10 protein-coding genes are annotated in these 15,366 nt (G+C 73.3%); 5 read left to right on the forward strand and 5 right to left on the reverse strand.

Annotation, left to right across the window (positions count from 1 at the left end):
- Positions 1–120 precede the first annotated feature (120 nt).
- The 3 genes from V4Y04_RS14420 to V4Y04_RS14430 form a co-directional block, all read right to left on the reverse strand.
- Entirely contained in the window at positions 121–1,692 is a 1,572-nt protein-coding gene (locus V4Y04_RS14420; protein ID WP_332428241.1) for a DUF5719 family protein, read from the reverse strand.
- Positions 1,689–5,576: a glycosyltransferase gene (locus V4Y04_RS14425; RefSeq protein WP_443080014.1), complete on the reverse strand. Its 3,888-nt coding sequence runs from the start codon at positions 5,574–5,576 to the stop codon at positions 1,689–1,691. The genes V4Y04_RS14420 and V4Y04_RS14425 overlap by 4 nt, the downstream gene beginning before the upstream one ends.
- 333 nt (positions 5,577–5,909) lie before the next feature.
- A complete protein-coding gene (locus tag V4Y04_RS14430) occupies positions 5,910–6,173 on the reverse strand; it encodes a WhiB family transcriptional regulator (RefSeq protein WP_332428242.1) in 264 nt (87 codons plus the stop codon).
- Positions 6,174–6,939: 766 nt separating this feature from the next.
- Here V4Y04_RS14430 and V4Y04_RS14435 point away from each other — a divergent pair.
- The 4 genes from V4Y04_RS14435 (at position 6,940) to V4Y04_RS14450 (ending at position 11,262) form a co-directional block, all read left to right on the forward strand.
- Complete coding sequence (locus V4Y04_RS14435; RefSeq protein WP_332428243.1) at positions 6,940–7,488, forward strand: cysteine dioxygenase; 549 nt, start codon at positions 6,940–6,942, stop codon at positions 7,486–7,488.
- Between the two features lie 130 nt (positions 7,489–7,618).
- Positions 7,619–8,653: a 2-phospho-L-lactate transferase gene (locus tag V4Y04_RS14440; RefSeq protein WP_332428244.1), complete on the forward strand. Its 1,035-nt coding sequence runs from the start codon at positions 7,619–7,621 to the stop codon at positions 8,651–8,653.
- Positions 8,650–10,011 carry a coenzyme F420-0:L-glutamate ligase gene (locus tag V4Y04_RS14445; protein ID WP_332428245.1) on the forward strand — a complete coding sequence of 454 codons (1,362 nt, stop codon included), beginning with the start codon at positions 8,650–8,652 and terminating at the stop codon, positions 10,009–10,011. The genes V4Y04_RS14440 and V4Y04_RS14445 overlap by 4 nt, the downstream gene beginning before the upstream one ends.
- 204 nt (positions 10,012–10,215) lie before the next feature.
- Positions 10,216–11,262 (forward strand): DNA-3-methyladenine glycosylase family protein, encoded by a 1,047-nt coding sequence (locus tag V4Y04_RS14450; RefSeq protein WP_443080015.1) that lies wholly within the window; start codon positions 10,216–10,218, stop codon positions 11,260–11,262.
- 223 nt (positions 11,263–11,485) lie between these two features.
- Here the strand turns inward: V4Y04_RS14450 and V4Y04_RS14455 are convergent, their stop codons facing one another.
- Entirely contained in the window at positions 11,486–12,568 is a 1,083-nt protein-coding gene (locus V4Y04_RS14455; protein WP_332428247.1) for an NDP-sugar synthase, read from the reverse strand.
- A 130-nt stretch (positions 12,569–12,698) separates the two neighbouring features.
- Complete coding sequence (locus tag V4Y04_RS14460) at positions 12,699–14,264, reverse strand: peptidoglycan recognition protein family protein (protein ID WP_332428248.1); 1,566 nt, start codon at positions 14,262–14,264, stop codon at positions 12,699–12,701.
- Positions 14,265–14,393: 129 nt separating this feature from the next.
- Between V4Y04_RS14460 and V4Y04_RS14465 the strand changes: the two genes are divergently transcribed.
- A complete protein-coding gene (locus V4Y04_RS14465; RefSeq protein WP_332428249.1) occupies positions 14,394–15,149 on the forward strand; it encodes a TIGR03089 family protein in 756 nt (251 codons plus the stop codon).
- Positions 15,150–15,366: the final 217 nt, after the last annotated feature.

Raw genomic sequence — 15,366 nt, forward strand, 5'->3', positions numbered from 1 at the left:
CCCGGTACGACGAGGCCCGGTACGACGAGCACTGACACACCGGGGCCCGAGCGGCTGCCCCGGCGCCCGCCCAGGGTGAGCCCCCGTACGGGCGCCGGCGGTTCCAGCTCCCACCGGTTCCTACTTCTGCAGGACCGACAGGTCCTCCTTCGCCTGCGGTACCGCCACCATGCCCCGGTCGTCGGTAAGGGTCTGGACGGTGAAGGCGGGAACGCCGTCGTCCGGGGCGGTGAGGGTCCGGGAGGCGTAGACGGGGGCGTCGTCCGACTCGGGCTCGACCGTCAGCGCGTACGTGCCCTCGACGTCGTCCGGGACCGGGACCTCGATGTTCTGGGTGGTGCCCGCCTTGATCGTGTACGTCTCGGTCGCCGGCGTACCGCCCTCGCTGCCCGCGGACACCGTGACCTTGACCTTGGCGGCGCCCTCGGGCGCGGTCACGGCGAGGGTGCTGCCCTTGGCCGTGTTGTCGACGGACGTCGCCCGCAGGCCTACCTCCCGGGCCGCCGGGACGAAGGCCGACTCCTGATTGTCGCCCTTGCCGCGCAACACCCGGACGGCCGCCACGACGGGCACCGAGCGGTCCGTCGGCGTAAGGAGCAGGGAGCCCGCCTCGCCGCGCGTGACGTCACCGAGGTCGACGGCGGTCGTCATCCCGCCCTTCACATGCACCGTCTCGTTGCCGGCCGGTGTGATCGGCCCGGAGGGCGACGCGAGCTGCACCTTCAGGTCGGCGTCGACATTGCCGGGGGTGAAGACGACCAGGCGTACGGCGGTGGCGTCCTCGGGGATGCCGGGCAGGACCAGGCTGCCCGCCGGATCGGCCGACGCGGCCAGCCAGTCACCGCCGAGCGAGTTGTCCAGGGCCTGCACGGCCGCCCCGACCCGCCCGCTTCGGACGACGACGTGGACCGTCACATCGGTCTGCTCCTCGTCGGTGAGCGTGGACAGCAGCACCGGTTCGGAGGAGTGCGGCCCGACCGTGATGCCCTCCCCCACCTCGGTCTCGAGTACGCCGTCCTTGCCGTAGACCTCGATGTCCACGACGGCGGCGGAGTCGTCGGGGTTGGTCAGGTGGACGTAGTCGGTGCGCTCGGTCGCGGTACTCGCACCCGGGAACCAGAATTCCGTGTCCGGGGCGGTGCAGGTGACGCCCTGGAGGCCCCGGCCGGTGCCCGCGGCGACCTCGGTGGTCTGCTGCACGGTCCAGCCGGGAGCGAAGCGGCCCTCGGCGGTGCCGAGGAGCGCGGGTTCCTCGCCCCCGGAGGTCTCCGCGGTGACCGGCTCGCCCGGTTCCTTCTTGTGCTCCAGCACCGGCTTCTCGAGCTTCTCGGGCTTCTCGGACTCGGCGGCCTTCTCCTCACCGCCGTCCTTCCCGCTCTCCTTCTCGCCGTCCTCGCCGTCCTTCGTGCTCTCTTCCGCGGGCTGCCCCGCGGTGGCCGACCGGAGTTCGGCGCTGCCCTCGCCCTCCGTGCCCTTCGTGACGGGCGTGAAGGACGTGTACGTCGTCTCGGCGAGGTCGGAGCTGCTGGGCGTCGGACACAGCAGGCTCGAGCGTTCCACGGGCAGGCGGGCCGCCGCCGTCGCGACGCCGCCGTCCGCGGCCGTGGGGTCCGGCGCGGTCAGGACGGCGAAGCCGGTGACGGCGGCGAGTGCGGTGGTTCCCGCGATCAGGGACAGGGTGGTGCGGTTCACTGCTGACTCCCGTCGGGACGCTCACTGCCCGGCTGGGGGCGGTGCTGCTGCTCGGGGTCGTACGACGCGTCGTAGCCCTGTGCGTAGGTCTGGTCGTAGCCGTCGTAACCCTCGTAGCCCTGTCCGTACGCCGACGGGTCGTACGTCGCCGGGTCGTACTGCGGCTGCTGGGGCGTGCCGTCGTAGGCGTACGGGTCGTACTGGCCGCCCTGGTCGTACTGGCCATCCTGACCGCCCTGGCTGCCCTGGTACGGCTGTCCGTAGCCGTCCGTCGCGTACTGCTGTTGTTGCTGCTCCTGCTGCGACGGCTGCTGCTGTCCCTGCGGGTACGAGGGGGCGGCGGTGTAGGTGCCGTCGTACTCGGGGTTCGGGTTCGGGTTCGGAGCCGGAGCCGGAGCCGGGTAGCTCGACGCGTCCCATTCGTCGTAGGGCCGCTGCTGCGGGACGGCCACGGGCTCCGGCGGGGCGTCGAACCCGTCGGCCGCGCCGCCGTCCGTGCCCTCGGCCGCGCCGCCGTCCGTGCCCTCGGCCACGTCGCCGTCCGCACCCCGGTCCGTGCCCGCCTCCTCGGCGGCCGCGGCGGCCGCGGTTTCCGCCTCCGCCTCGGCCTGGGCCCGCAGGCGGCGGGCGCGGCGGCCGTCGCCGGCGAGTGCCTCGGCGGGGACGGCCTCTTCCTCGGGCAGGTCGTCGTCGATGTCGCGGCGCCGGCCGGGGAGCGCGAGCACGACGAGGACGACGGCGAGCAGCCCTTGCGCCCACAGCCAGGCGGTGTGGGTGAACGGCTCCTCGTAGGTGACGGCCAGTTGTCCGCCGGTGGCGGGGAGCTGGAAGCCCTGGGCCCAGCCGTCGACCGTGGTGCGGGTCAGCGGCTTGCCGTCGAGGGTGGCGGTCCAGCCGTCGGCCGTGGCGTCGGCCAGGCGCAGGACGCGCCCCTCGGCGCCGTCGGGGATCTCGGTACTGATCTCTACGGGTCCGGCGGCCACGGCCTGCGGCTCGCCCTCGCCGCCCTTGGCGGGGACGATGGTCGCGCGGGCCACGTTCTGGTCGACGCGCCACAGCGCGCCGCCCGCCTGCTGACTGAGCCTGGTCAGGCCGGGTGTGGCGTCCAGGACGCGGGTGACGTCGCGGGGCGCGCCCGGGTGGACGAGGACGTAGCGCACCGCGAATCCGCCGAGCTGGTCGGCCTGGTCGGCGCCGGAGCCGGCGACGAGGTTGGCGACGACCTTGTCGAGCCCGGTGTTCACGCCGGACGAGGCGGTGATCTCGGCGTCGCCCATGCGGGCACCGGAGCCGCGGACCAGCACGTAGTCGACGCGGGCGACGGAGTCGCTGTCCAGGACGAGGGTGCGGGCCTGGTCGCGGGTGCCGCTCTCCTCGGCGACGAACGCGGGCACCTGCACGGGATCGCGCCGCTCGAGCGGTCCGTCGGCGCCGCGGAGCACCCAGCCGGCGGCGGCCAGCAGGGGGCCGACCGCGCAGGCGAGGGCGATCAGCACGGCGACCGGCTGACGCCATCCGAAGCTCTGCTCGGCGACCCGCGAACGCGCACCGTCGGCGCCGAGCACGGCCGCGGCCAGCAGGGCGATGCCGTAGACGAGCGTCGCGGGCCCGGCCCAGGTGGAGCCGTTGGACAGGACCGCGAAGACGAGTCCGGCCAGGGCGGCCGCCCAGGCGGCGCGGATGGCGAGCAGACGCTCGGAGCGGAGCAGGGCCGCGAGGGCGGCGAGCACGATGCCGATGAGCACCGGCCCGCCGACCGCGCCGGGGCCGCCGGGGCTCGCGCCGAGCAGGTCGAGGGCGGAGGCGGCGGACGCGCCGTACTCCAGGCCCGCCTCCTGGAAGAAGCCGAACGGGAGCAGCGACAGCGACCAGGGGGCGAGGACCAGCAGCGGGGTGCCGAGCTGGGCCAGGAAGCGGAGCCCGTACGCCGGGAGGTCGGACCTGCGCAGGGCGAGGACGCCGAGGCCGAGGACCAGGGCGATGGGCCAGACGATCGGGGTGAACGCGGTGGCGAGGGTGAGCAGCAGCGCGTACGCCCAGGTCGCGCGCCAGCTGCCGCGGACGCCGGGGTCGTTGGTGAGCCCGCCGGCGGCGATGCCCGCGCGGGCGATCAGCGGCAGCAGGACGGCGAGGACCGCGGTGCCGATCCGGCCGCCGGCGAGGGCGCCGGTGACGGCGGGCAGGAAGGCGTAGGCGACGGCGGCCCAGGCGCGCAGCAGCCGGGACTCGACGAGCGGGCGGGAGGCGAAGTACGCGCTGAGGCCGGCCAGCGGCACCGAGCCGATGAGCAGGACCGTGACGGTGAGCCCGGTCGAACCGAGCATCAGGGTGGCCAGGGACGCCACGAGGGCGAGGTAGGGCGGTGCGGAGCCGGTGCCGCCGGCGCCCACCGCGTGCCAGGTGTCCGTGTACCGCGCCCACAGCTCACCGGAGCCTGCGGGGGCGGGCAGCAGGGCGCCGCCCGAGAGCGCGCCGCTGCCGAGGAGGGTGCGGCAGGCCGCGAGGGAGACGAGCAGCAGGAGCAGGAAGAGCACCGGGCCGGGTTTGCGGGCGATCCGCTTGAGCCGGACGAACTGCTCGACCTCGATGAAGTCGGCGTCGTCCCCGCCGGGTCCGGACTCGACGGCGCCGCCGTGCCGTCCGGCGCCGGTGGTGGCCTCGGGGTCGGAGCGGCCGACGAGGTCGCCCGCAACCTGTTCGACGGTGACGCGGATGGTCGCGCCGGGGGGCGGGAACAGTGCCCGCAGTTCGTCCTTGTCGATCTGTGGGCTGCCGCGGCGGCGGCGTCCGGCGAGGATGCGCTCGGGCCGCAGCAGGGTGCCCACGAGGCCGCGTATCTCGTCGACGGCCTGCCCCGGGACCTTGCCGACGAGATAGGCGAAGGTCCGCAGCACGGTGCCGAGGACGAGCCGCAGCAGTACCCAGGGCAGTGCGGCGGTACGGGTGTTGACGAGCAGGGTGTGGGCGGCGCCCGCCTTGTCCACCTTGTGCGGGGAGGCGGCGGTGCGGCCCACGCAGTCGACGGCGCGGCGCTCGCGGGAGGCGGCCTCGGCGTGCCGTACGACCGCGTCGGGGGCGACGAGGACCCGGTGGCCCGCCGTGTGTGCGCGCCAGCACAGGTCGACGTCGTCCCGCATCAGGGGCAGGTGCCGGTCGAATCCGCCGAGTTCGTCGAAGACGTCGCGGCGGATCAGCATGCCGGCGGTGGACACCGACAGGACGGACCGGACCTGGTCGTGCTGGCCCTGGTCCTGTTCGCGGCGGTCCAGGCCGGTCCAGCGGCGACCGGAGTTGGCGATGGAGACGCCGACCTCCAGCAGCTGCCGGCGGTCGTACCAGCCGCGGAGCTTGGGGCCGACGACGGCGACGTCGTCACGGCCGAGTTCGTGCTCGTTCTCCACGACGCCCAGCAGCCGGGCCAGCGCGTCGGGTTCGGGGGCGCAGTCGTCGTGCAGCAGCCACAGCCACTGCACCGGCTCTCCGTGCGGGAGGTCGGGCAGGTCGTACGCGTCGTCGTGCCAGCTGCGCGTGACCGGGTCCCAGCCGCTGGGCCGCTTCAGGTAGGGCAGGTCGTCCGGGGTGAGGTGCGGCGCCGCACGATGGCACTCCTCGACGGCCTGCCCGAAGCCGGTGCGCCGGGCGAGGTGCAGGACATGGTCGTCGCCGAGGGCTTCGGCGACCAGCAGGGCGGAATCGTCCGCGCTGCCGGTGTCGGCTCCCATGGCGAACTGGACGGGGCGTTCCTGGCCGAGTAGCCCGGCGAGCGCGTCGGGCAGCCAGCGGGCTCCGTCATGGGAGACGAGGACCGCGGTCACCACATGACGCGGGAACTCTGGTGCGGCAGCGGCGTCTTGACGGGCTGCCGGGTGACTGTGCACGGACATCGAGGTACGGGCCCCGGTTCAGTGGACTGTGGGGGACGCCCGTGCCCGGTGGGGGCGGCGTGGCGTCTCGGACGAGCAACCACACTATCGGCTGGACAACAAGGCGGTCCGCCGCCTGTGGACAACCCGTACCCGACGGACCGTAAGCACATATACCGGACCCACACGCATGACCGGGATGTGCGGCACATGCGCGGACAAGGCGCGCATGTGCCGCACACGGACGCATGGACGTCACGAGCAAGGCGCGCGTGCGGATGGACGCGTGCGAAGCGCCGGCTCTCGGACGGAGACCCCCTTCAGGCGGCGGCCTCCTCCAAGCGGCGGCCTTCTTCAGACTGCGGCCTTCTTCAGTCGGCGGCGCTCCCGCTCGGACAGGCCGCCCCAGATGCCGAAGCGTTCGTCGTTGGCGAGGGCGTATTCGAGGCACTCGGAGCGGACCTCACAGGAGAGGCAGACCTTCTTGGCCTCCCGGGTGGAACCACCCTTCTCGGGAAAGAAGGACTCGGGGTCGGTCTGGGCGCACAGCGCGCGCTCCTGCCAGCCGATTTCCTCGTCCGCGTCGTCGACCAGCAGTTGCTGCACCAGCTCCGTCATGTGCGCCCCTCGTCCGTCTTTCGCGTCCCCGTGATGCTGCCGTTACCGATCCCGGCCGAACGACACGAGTGAAATTACAAGTGTGCTGATCCGGGCGAGTCAAGCCGAGATCTGCTATTGGCTCCCTTATTCACTCTGCGGAACCAAGCCCAAGCCGAAAGTGTTCAAATCGCCATAAACGTTGACACCCGGGCGAGTCGCACGGGAGGCCCTCCCCGCGCAGACCGTTCACGGAGTGAGACGCCCGGTCGATCGATCCCGTTGACGCACCAACGCCACAGCGACCCGGATCACATTCGGATCACAGGAACGCAACGGCACTTGTGCTCTCGACCATGTGCGCCTTGTGTCCCTGGAATCACGTGAGCAAACCTTTCGCCCCGCAGTGAACCGGATGGGGTGAACCGTGCCCATAATCCGTGGGTCGAGTTGACACTGAAGGCATGAGCCGCTGTCCTTATGGGCATGCTCGCGAACTTGGCACTCACCTCGACCCGCTCCGCCGGGTACCTCGGTGCTGCCCGCGCTCGCTGTAGCTGTCGCTGTTCCGGTTGTTGAGCCCAACGCGCTCCTGCCCTTCGGGTCACCCTCGACCCGCCTCCTATTTCCTCCGCTCTCATCAGGGCGCTTCCCGCCGCCGTCCGTGACCCGGACACCCGCGGCACCTCGTCCCGGCAGGCCGGCTCCCCGCACGGTCCCGCTCGACGGCCTCCCCCTTGCTCCCCCTGTTTCCCGACCGCTTCTCCGCCGAGGAACCACCGCATCCATGAACAGCGACAGTGACCTCCAGATCGCCGGCGACATCCTCGAAGTACCGCACCTCCTGCAGACTCCGCGCGAGCACCCGGCCACCGTGTCCGAGTTCGTCGGCCTGGCCCGTTCCCTCGCCGCCGACCGGTCCCGGTGGGAGCACCTGGTGCGGTACGACGCGAGCAGCCGCTGGTACCACCGGCTCCTCTCGGCCCCCCGGGCTCTCGGCTCCGCCCGAGCGGAGGAGACTCCGGTCGGCTACGAGGTGTGGCTGCTGTCCTGGGTGCCCGGCCAGGGCAGCGGACTGCACGACCACGGCCGCTCCTCCGGTGTCCTGACCGTCCTGGACGGCGTCCTCACCGAGCGCACCGAACGCGGCACCCGCACGCTGACACCGGGCACGGAGCAGGTGTTCGCGCCGGGCTACGCACACGAGGTCGTCAATGCCACGCTGGAGCCGGCGGTCAGCCTGCACGTGTACTACCCGGGCCTGACCGAGATGCCGATGCACCCGGCCGCCCCGCACTGCGAGGCGCGGACGGAGCCCCGGACGCCGACCGCCTGACCCACTCCCCTGCGCGTCCCTTGCCCGGCCGCGTGCGTGACCTCTGCCTGACCCCGTCCACGACCCCGTGTGTGACCGGGCCACCCGACACGGTGCCGCGGCCCGCCCTGCGGCTGACAGACTGTTTCCCATGCGCATTGTGGTTCTGGCAGGCGGCATCGGCGGTGCCCGTTTCCTTCGCGGTCTGAAGCGGGCCGTGCCGGACGCGGACATCACGGTCATCGGCAACACCGGGGACGACATCCACCTCTTCGGACTGAAGGTCTGCCCGGACCTCGACACGGTGATGTACACCCTCGGCGGCGGCATCGACGAGGAGCGGGGCTGGGGGCGGACCGACGAGAGCTTCCGGCTCAAGGAGGAGCTCGCGGCGTACGGCGTCGGCCCGGGGTGGTTCGGGCTCGGCGACCGGGACTTCGCCACGCACATCGTGCGGACGCAGATGCTCGCCGCCGGCTATCCGCTGAGCGCGGTGACGGAGGCCCTCTGCGACCGCTGGCAGCCGGGCGTCCGGCTGATCCCGATGACCGACGACCGCGTGGAGACGCATGTCGCCGTCACCCTGCCCGACGGCGACCCGGCGGCGGGGTCCGGGGCGGGATCCGGGGCCGGGGAGACCCCGCCGGGCTCCGCGGCGGGCTCCGGTGTCCGCAAGGTGATCCACTTCCAGGAGTACTGGGTGCGGCTGCGGGCGTCGGTACCGGCCGAGGCCGTGGTGCCGGTCGGCGCGGAGCAGGCGAAGCCGGCGCCGGGTGTGCTGGAGGCGATCGCCGCCGCCGACGTGATCCTCTTCCCGCCGTCCAACCCGGTCGTCTCCATCGGCACGATCCTCGCCGTCCCCGGCATCCGGGAGGCGATCGCCGAGGCGGGCGTGCCGGTGGTCGGCCTGTCGCCGATCGTCGGCGACGCGCCCGTGCGCGGCATGGCCGACAAGGTGCTCGCGGCGGTCGGCGTCGAATCCACGGCGTGGGCGGTGGCCGAACACTACGGCTCGGGTCTGCTGGACGGCTGGCTGGTCGACACGGTCGACGCGACCGGTGTGGAGCGCATCGAGGAGGCGGGGATCCGCTGCCGGGCCGTGCCCCTGATGATGACCGACGTCGACGCCACCGCGCGGATGGCCCGGGAGGCGCTCGCGCTCGCGGAGGAGGTGCGGACGGTTTGAACGGCACGCGTGTGCACGACGACGGCGTACCCGCGGGTGGCGCGGCGTCCGACGGATACCGGGTGTGGGCCGTCGCGGGGCTGCCCGAGGTCCGGCGGGGGGACGACCTCGCGAAACTGATCGCGGCCGCGGAGCCGGGGCTGGCCGACGGGGACGTGCTGCTCGTCACCTCGAAGATCGTCTCCAAGGCGGAGGGCCGGATGCTGGAGGCCTCCGACCGGGAGGCCGCCATCGACGCGGAGACGGTACGGGTGGTGGCCCGGCGCGGCCCCCTGCGCATCGTCGAGAACCGGCAGGGCCTCGTCATGGCCGCGGCCGGGGTCGATGCCTCCAACACGCCCCCCGGCACGGTGCTGCTGCTCCCCGAGGATCCGGACGCGTCCGCGCGGGCGATCCGCGAGGGTCTGCGGGACGCCCTCGGCGTCACGGTCGGCGTACTCGTCACCGACACCTTCGGACGTCCCTGGCGGGCGGGTCTGACGGACGTCGCGATCGGCGCCGCGGGCGTCCACGTCCTGGACGACCTGCGCGGTGGGACGGACGCGTACGGCAATCCGCTGAGCGCCACCGTGGTCGCCACCGCCGACGAACTCGCCGCCGCGGGCGACCTGGTCAAGGGCAAGGCCGCAGGCCTGCCGGTGGCCGTCGTGCGCGGACTGTCCGCCCTGGTGGCGGCCGACGACGAGTACGACGAGCACGGCGGGGGCGCCCGGGCCCTGGTCCGCGACTCCCGCGACGACATGTTCCGCCTCGGCACGTCGGAGGCGGTACGGCAGGCGGTGACCCAGCGCCGCACGGTACGGGCCTTCACCGACGAGCCGGTCGACCCGGGGGCGGTGCGCCGCGCGGTGGCCGCGGCCGTGACGGCTCCGGCGCCGCACCACACCACCCCGTGGCGCTTCGTCCTGCTGGAGTCGCGGGAGTCCCGGACCCGGCTGCTCGACGCGATGCGGGACGCCTGGATCGCGGACCTGCGCCGGGACGGCAAGTCGGAGGAGTCCGTCGCCAAGCGGGTGCGCCGCGGCGACGTCCTGCGCAACGCGCCCTGCCTGGTCGTGCCCTGCCTGGTCATGGAGGGCTCGCACACCTACGGGGACGCCCGGCGGGACGGCGCGGAGCGGGAGATGTTCGTGGTCGCGACGGGTGCCGGCGTGCAGAACTTCCTGGTCGCGCTGGCCGGGGAGCGGCTGGGCTCGGCGTGGGTGTCGTCGACGATGTTCTGCCGGGACGTGGTCCGCGAGGTCCTGGACCTGCCCGCGGGCTGGGACCCGATGGGTGCGGTGGCGGTGGGCCACCCCGCCGGGGAACCGCGGCCGCGGCCGGAGCGGGACGCGGCCGCGTTCATCGCCGTGCGATGAGCCGGACAGTGACGAACCCGACAGTGACGAACCGGACAGCGGTGACCGGCCGGCGGTGAACCGGACAACCGTGAACCTGACAGCGGTGAACCGGACAGCGGTGAGCCGGAACGGACGCGCGGGGCGCCTACCCTCGTAGGAGCCTCGCCTTCCCCTACCTCCGCGCCGCTCACCCGCTTCCGCCCCTATCCCCGGGACCCCTCCGTGGCAGGACGTTTCGCTCCCCGACCCACCCCTCGACCCACCTCCCGGCCCGCTTCCCGCCCTGCTCGTACGACCGTGCGAGGCGGGCGGGCCGCCGACCCGGCGGAGGTGCCGCGGCAGGCACCGGCCCCGGCCGCCCCGTCGTCGGTCCGAACGTGGGTGCCGGACGGGCCGCTGGACCTCGGGCTGGTGCTCGGGCCGTTGCGGCGCGGGTCCGGGGACCCGACGTTTCGCGCGCTGCCTGACGGTTCCGTGTGGCGGACGAGCCTGACACCCGCCGGGCCGGGAACGCTGCGGGTGACGCGGCACGGCGGCGAGGTACGGGGCGAGGCGTGGGGAGCGGGGGCCGGGTGGTTCCTGGACCGGCTGCCGGACCTGCTCGGTGCCGCCGACGATCCGGCGGCGTTCGTCCCCCGGCACAAGCTGCTGGCGCTCACCCGGCACAAGCGGCCGGGACTGCGGCTGGCCCGGACCGGGCTGGTGCTGGAGTCGTTGATCCCGTCGGTCCTGGAGCAGAAGGTCACCACCGGTGAGGCGTACCGGGCGTGGCGGCTGCTGGTACGGAAGTACGGGGAGCCGGCCCCCGGGCCGGCTCCCGATCGGATGGCGGTCATGCCGTCGCCCAGGACCTGGGCGCTGATCCCCTCCTGGGAGTGGCACCGGGCCGGTGTCGACGACAAGCGGGCGTCCGCGGTGCTGCGGGCGGTGCGGGTCGCGGCGCGGCTGGAGGAGGCGGCGGGGATGGCCCCGGCGGCGGCGCGGGCACGGCTGGAGCTGGTGTCGGGCATCGGGCCGTGGACGTCGGCGGAGACGGTGCAGCGCAGTCATGGCGCGCCGGACGAGGTGACCACGGGGGATCTGCACCTGCCGGGCATCGTGGGGTGGGCGCTGGCCGGGGACCGTTACGCGGACGACGCGGCGATGCTGGACCTGCTGGAGCCGTATGCCGGTCAGCGGCACCGGGCCGCGCGGTTGATCCTGCTGAGCGGCAGAACGCCGGCGCGGCGGGCGCCGAAGATGCCGCGCTGGGACGTCGGACGGCTGTGAGGCCCGTGCCCTCCCGCCGTCCGCCTCCTCAGCCTCCAGGCCCCCAGCCGCCAGGCCCTCCCGCCGTCCGACTCCTCAGCCTCCGGGCCCCCAGCCGTTGGGCCCTTCCAGCCGTCCGAGTCCCTCCAGCCGCCAGGCCCCTCAGCCGCCAGGCCCTCCCGCCGTCCGAGCCCTCAGCCGTCCGAGCGCGCACCGGGTCTGTGGGCGGCCCGGTTTCGCACGGTCACTCGTCCGAGGAGAACCGCACCGACCCCGCCGGGATCCGCGCGTCGCACCAGACCCTGACCCCGTCCCGGAGTTCGTTGCGGGCGCCGACGACCGCGCCGTCGCCTATCACCGTCCCGGTGAGGACCGACCGCTCCCCCACCCGCGCGCGTGTGCCGATCAGCGAGTCGGTGACGACCGCGCCGGGTTCGATGACCGCACCCGGCAGGATCGTGCTGCCGAAGACGCGCGCGCCCTCCGCCACGAACGCGCCCTCGCCCACCACGGTCCCGCCCGCCAGCTTGGCGTCCGGTGCCACTCTCGCCGTCGGCAGGACCAGCCGGTCGCCGCAGCGTCCCGGGACCGCCGGGGACGGGGCACGGCCCAGCACCAGGTCCGCGGAGCCCCGTACGAAGGCCGCCGGGGTGCCGAGGTCCAGCCAGTACGTGGAGTCGACCAGGCCCTGAAGGTGGGCTCCGGCCGACAGCAGGTCCGGGAACGTCTCCCGCTCCACCGACACCGGCCGGCCCGTCGGGATCGTGTCGATGACGGAGCGGCGGAAGACGTACGCCCCCGCGTTGATCTGGTCGGTGACGATCTCCTCGGGTGCCTGGGGTTTCTCCAGGAACGCCAGGACGCGGCCCGTGTCGTCGGTGGGGACCAGGCCGTACGCCCTGGGGTCCGTCACCTTCGTCAGGTGCAGCGAGACGTCCGCGCCCGTCGTGCGATGGGTGCGCACCAGCGCCTGGATGTCCAGGCCCGTGAGGATGTCGCCGTTGAAGATCAGCACCGGTTCGTCCGGGCCGGAGTGCAGCCGGGAGGCGACGTTGCGGATGGCGCCGCCCGTGCCGAGTGGCTCCTCCTCCGTCACGTACTCGATGTGCAGCCCCAGCGACGAGCCGTCGCCGAAGTACGGTTCGAAGACCTCGGCCAGATAGGACGTGGCCAGGACGATGTGCTCGACGCCGGCCGCTCTGGCTCTCGCCAGTTGGTGCGTGAGGAAGGGCACCCCGGCCGCCCGGACCATGGGCTTCGGGGTGTGCACCGTGAGCGGGCGCAACCGGGTGCCCTTGCCGCCGACCAGGAGAATCGCTTCTGTCACCTGTCGTCTCTGCTTCCTGCCGGGACCGGCCGAACTGTTTTTCGGCCGGTCGGTGTATGCAGACCGTCGCACAGCGGTTCCGACGGCGGTGCCTCCGGCAGGAAGGAACGCGGCCCGGTGGTCCGCCCCCTCAGCGGCCCTGGTAACCGGCCGCCGCGGAGCGGGCGGTGCCGAGCTTGTCGTAGAGCTTCCCCCCTGGGCACAGGGTGTTGAACCCGTCCCGGTGACCGGAGATCACGTTCAGTCGTACCTTCGTGCCTTTTTCGTAGAGATTGCCACCACCGGACGTCAGGTATGTCTTCGCGCTCGGATCCATACCGTGCAGCCCGAGCTTCCACGCGGTGAGCTGGGCGACACCCGTCACCGCGACGGCAGGCGGATTCGTGGAGTCGAAGGTGCCGAGAACCGCCACGCCCATGGTGTTGCTGTTGAACCCCAGAGTGTGGGCGCCCAGCACCGGGTTGGCCACTCCCCCGGCACGCCCCTCGTAGATCTTGCCGCACTTGTCGACGAGGAAGTTGTAGCCGATGTCCCGCCAGCCCATGCTTCCCGTGTGGTAGCGGTAGATACCGCGGATGACCGAAGGAGCCTGCTCGCACGTGTAGTTGTTGCCGGTAGCGGTGTGGTGCACGAAGGCCGCGCCCACCTTGTCGGTGTACACAAAGCTCTTCTCCCGCAGGCTCTCGTCCGCACCCCATCCGCTGCGCGTGACGATGCCGGGGCGCGGTCCGATGTACGGCTCCGCCTGCGGCTTCCCGCCGCTGTTCGCCTCCTGCCCGGCCGCCTCGGCGCCGCGCAGAACGTGGTACTCCTCCTCCGTCTCCGCCCGGGTCAGCGCCGGGATCTCGGTGGCGCCCAAGGGGACGAGCTGGGCGTTGGCAGCGGAGGCGGCGGTCGCCTCGGCGCTCATCACACCGGTACGGGGAGCGTCCGCCGGGGTGCCCGCGGAGCCGTCGGCGGGTTCGCGACCGGGGTCCTCATCAGTGTTTCCGTCGGTGCTTTCGTCGGTGCTTTCGTCAGGGCTTCCGCCGGGGCCCTCGGCAGTGCCGCTCCCGGGCGGAGCGCCCTCCCCCGGGTCGACGAGTTCGAGGCGCATCCCGGACGGCAGCAGCGAGGTGGCCTCCTCGGCCTCTTTCCCGGCGCCTTCCTCGGCGGTGGAACCCGGGGACTCGGAACCCGCCTTCGGCTCCGGCTCCGAGTCGGGTCCGGCTTCCGCCCGGACCCGGATCTCCACACCGTCCGACGCGCCCACCCACAGCGGTGCGGTGGCGCCGCGGACCCGGCCCGAGGTGCGTTCGGCGGTCTCGGGGTCGGCCGCGTGGTCGGCGTTGTGGGTCTCGACGTCCTGCCAGCCGGACCAGGCTCCGCTGTCCGCCGCGCGGGCGCGGACCTGGACCTGGCCGTGGAGTTCGGCGGTGGGGTCGTCCCAGATGACGCCGACGAGGGAGAAGTGCCGTACGGACTGCGGGGTGAGGCCGAACACGGCGGCACCGGAGGCGCGGTCGGGGTCGAGGGGCCGCAGGGGCAGCGACTGGGTGCTGCCGGGGGTACCGGATCCGGTCGTCACCGCTGCGCGGGTGGCCGCCGGCACCGTCCCGCCCGGTCCCGCGGCCGCCGCGACGGCGGACGGGGCGAGGGGCAGGGCGAGTGCGGCCGCACAGGTGACGCCGATGGAGGAAGCGAGAGTTCTACGCATGCCCCTGAGCTTGGACATAGTCATACAAATCTGTCCATCGGGGAATTGACGAGCTGTCGGGATCCGTTCCCCCGAACCGGTGCTCCGTGCACTCGGTGCCCGCGGCCGTGCCCGCGTACGCTTGCGCGGGTGAACGCCACCGACCGCACCCCCGCCGACCTGCTGGGTTCCGCTCTCGCCGCGGACCCGGGACGCCCCCTGGTGACCTTCTACGACGACGCCACGGGCGAACGCGTCGAATTGTCCGTGGCCACCTTCGCCAATTGGGTGGCCAAGACCGCGAACCTGCTTCAGGACGAACTGGCCGCCGAGCCCGGTGACCGTGTGGCGCTACTGCTGCCCGCGCACTGGCAGACGGCCGTGTGGCTGCTGGCGTGCGCGTCGGTGGGCGTGGTCGCGGACGTGTCCGGCGACCCGGCGGCGGCCGAGGTCGTGGTGAGCGGGCCGGACGCGCTGGAGAGGGCGCGGGCCTGCTCGGGCGCACGGATCGCGCTGGCCCTCAGGCCGCTCGGCGGACGGTTCCCACAGCCTCCTGAGGGCTTCGCCGACTACGCCGTGGAGGTCCCGGGACAGGGCGACCGGTTCGCACCGTACGTGCCGGTCGACCCCGAGGCCCCGGCCCTGATCGTGGCGGGCCGGGAGTTCACCGGGGCCGAGGTGGTGCAGCGGGCCCGCGCGGAGGCGACGGAACTCGGACTGACCGGGCCGGCGTCGCGCATCCTGTCGGGGCTGTCGTACGACACCTGGGAGGGGCTCCGCGCAGGCCTGTACGGGCCGCTGGCGACCGGCGGCTCGGTGGTGCTGTGCCGGAACCTGGACCGGATCGGGGACGACGCCCTGGACAAGCGGGTGGAGAGCGAACGGGTCACCGTCATCGCCCGCTGACGGCCTGCCCGTCCCACCGCCACACACCCGCACCCACACCCACACCCACACCCACCGACGGAACCGGAACCGAAACGGGACCGGGCCGGGCCGGGCCGATCGCCCGAACCGAGCCCGCCGGACCGTCCCCCGTCCGGCACATCCCCTCCCCCGTTCGGCTCAGCAGCATCCGCCGCCGCCGCGCATCCGGGTCATCGTCGTATCAGCGGCGTGCCCG

Source organism: Streptomyces sp. P9-A2, assembly GCF_036634175.1.
Taxonomy (GTDB): domain Bacteria; phylum Actinomycetota; class Actinomycetes; order Streptomycetales; family Streptomycetaceae; genus Streptomyces; species Streptomyces pratens.

Coding starts and splice junctions, on each gene's coding strand:
- V4Y04_RS14440 (WP_332428244.1), top strand. CDS start 7,619: ATGCGCATTGTGGTTCTGGCAGGCGGCATCGGCGGTGCCCGTTTCCTT.
- V4Y04_RS14435 (WP_332428243.1), top strand. CDS start 6,940: ATGAACAGCGACAGTGACCTCCAGATCGCCGGCGACATCCTCGAAGTA.
- V4Y04_RS14425 (WP_443080014.1), bottom strand. CDS start 5,576: ATGTCCGTGCACAGTCACCCGGCAGCCCGTCAAGACGCCGCTGCCGCA.
- V4Y04_RS14460 (WP_332428248.1), bottom strand. CDS start 14,264: ATGCGTAGAACTCTCGCTTCCTCCATCGGCGTCACCTGTGCGGCCGCA.
- V4Y04_RS14430 (WP_332428242.1), bottom strand. CDS start 6,173: ATGACGGAGCTGGTGCAGCAACTGCTGGTCGACGACGCGGACGAGGAA.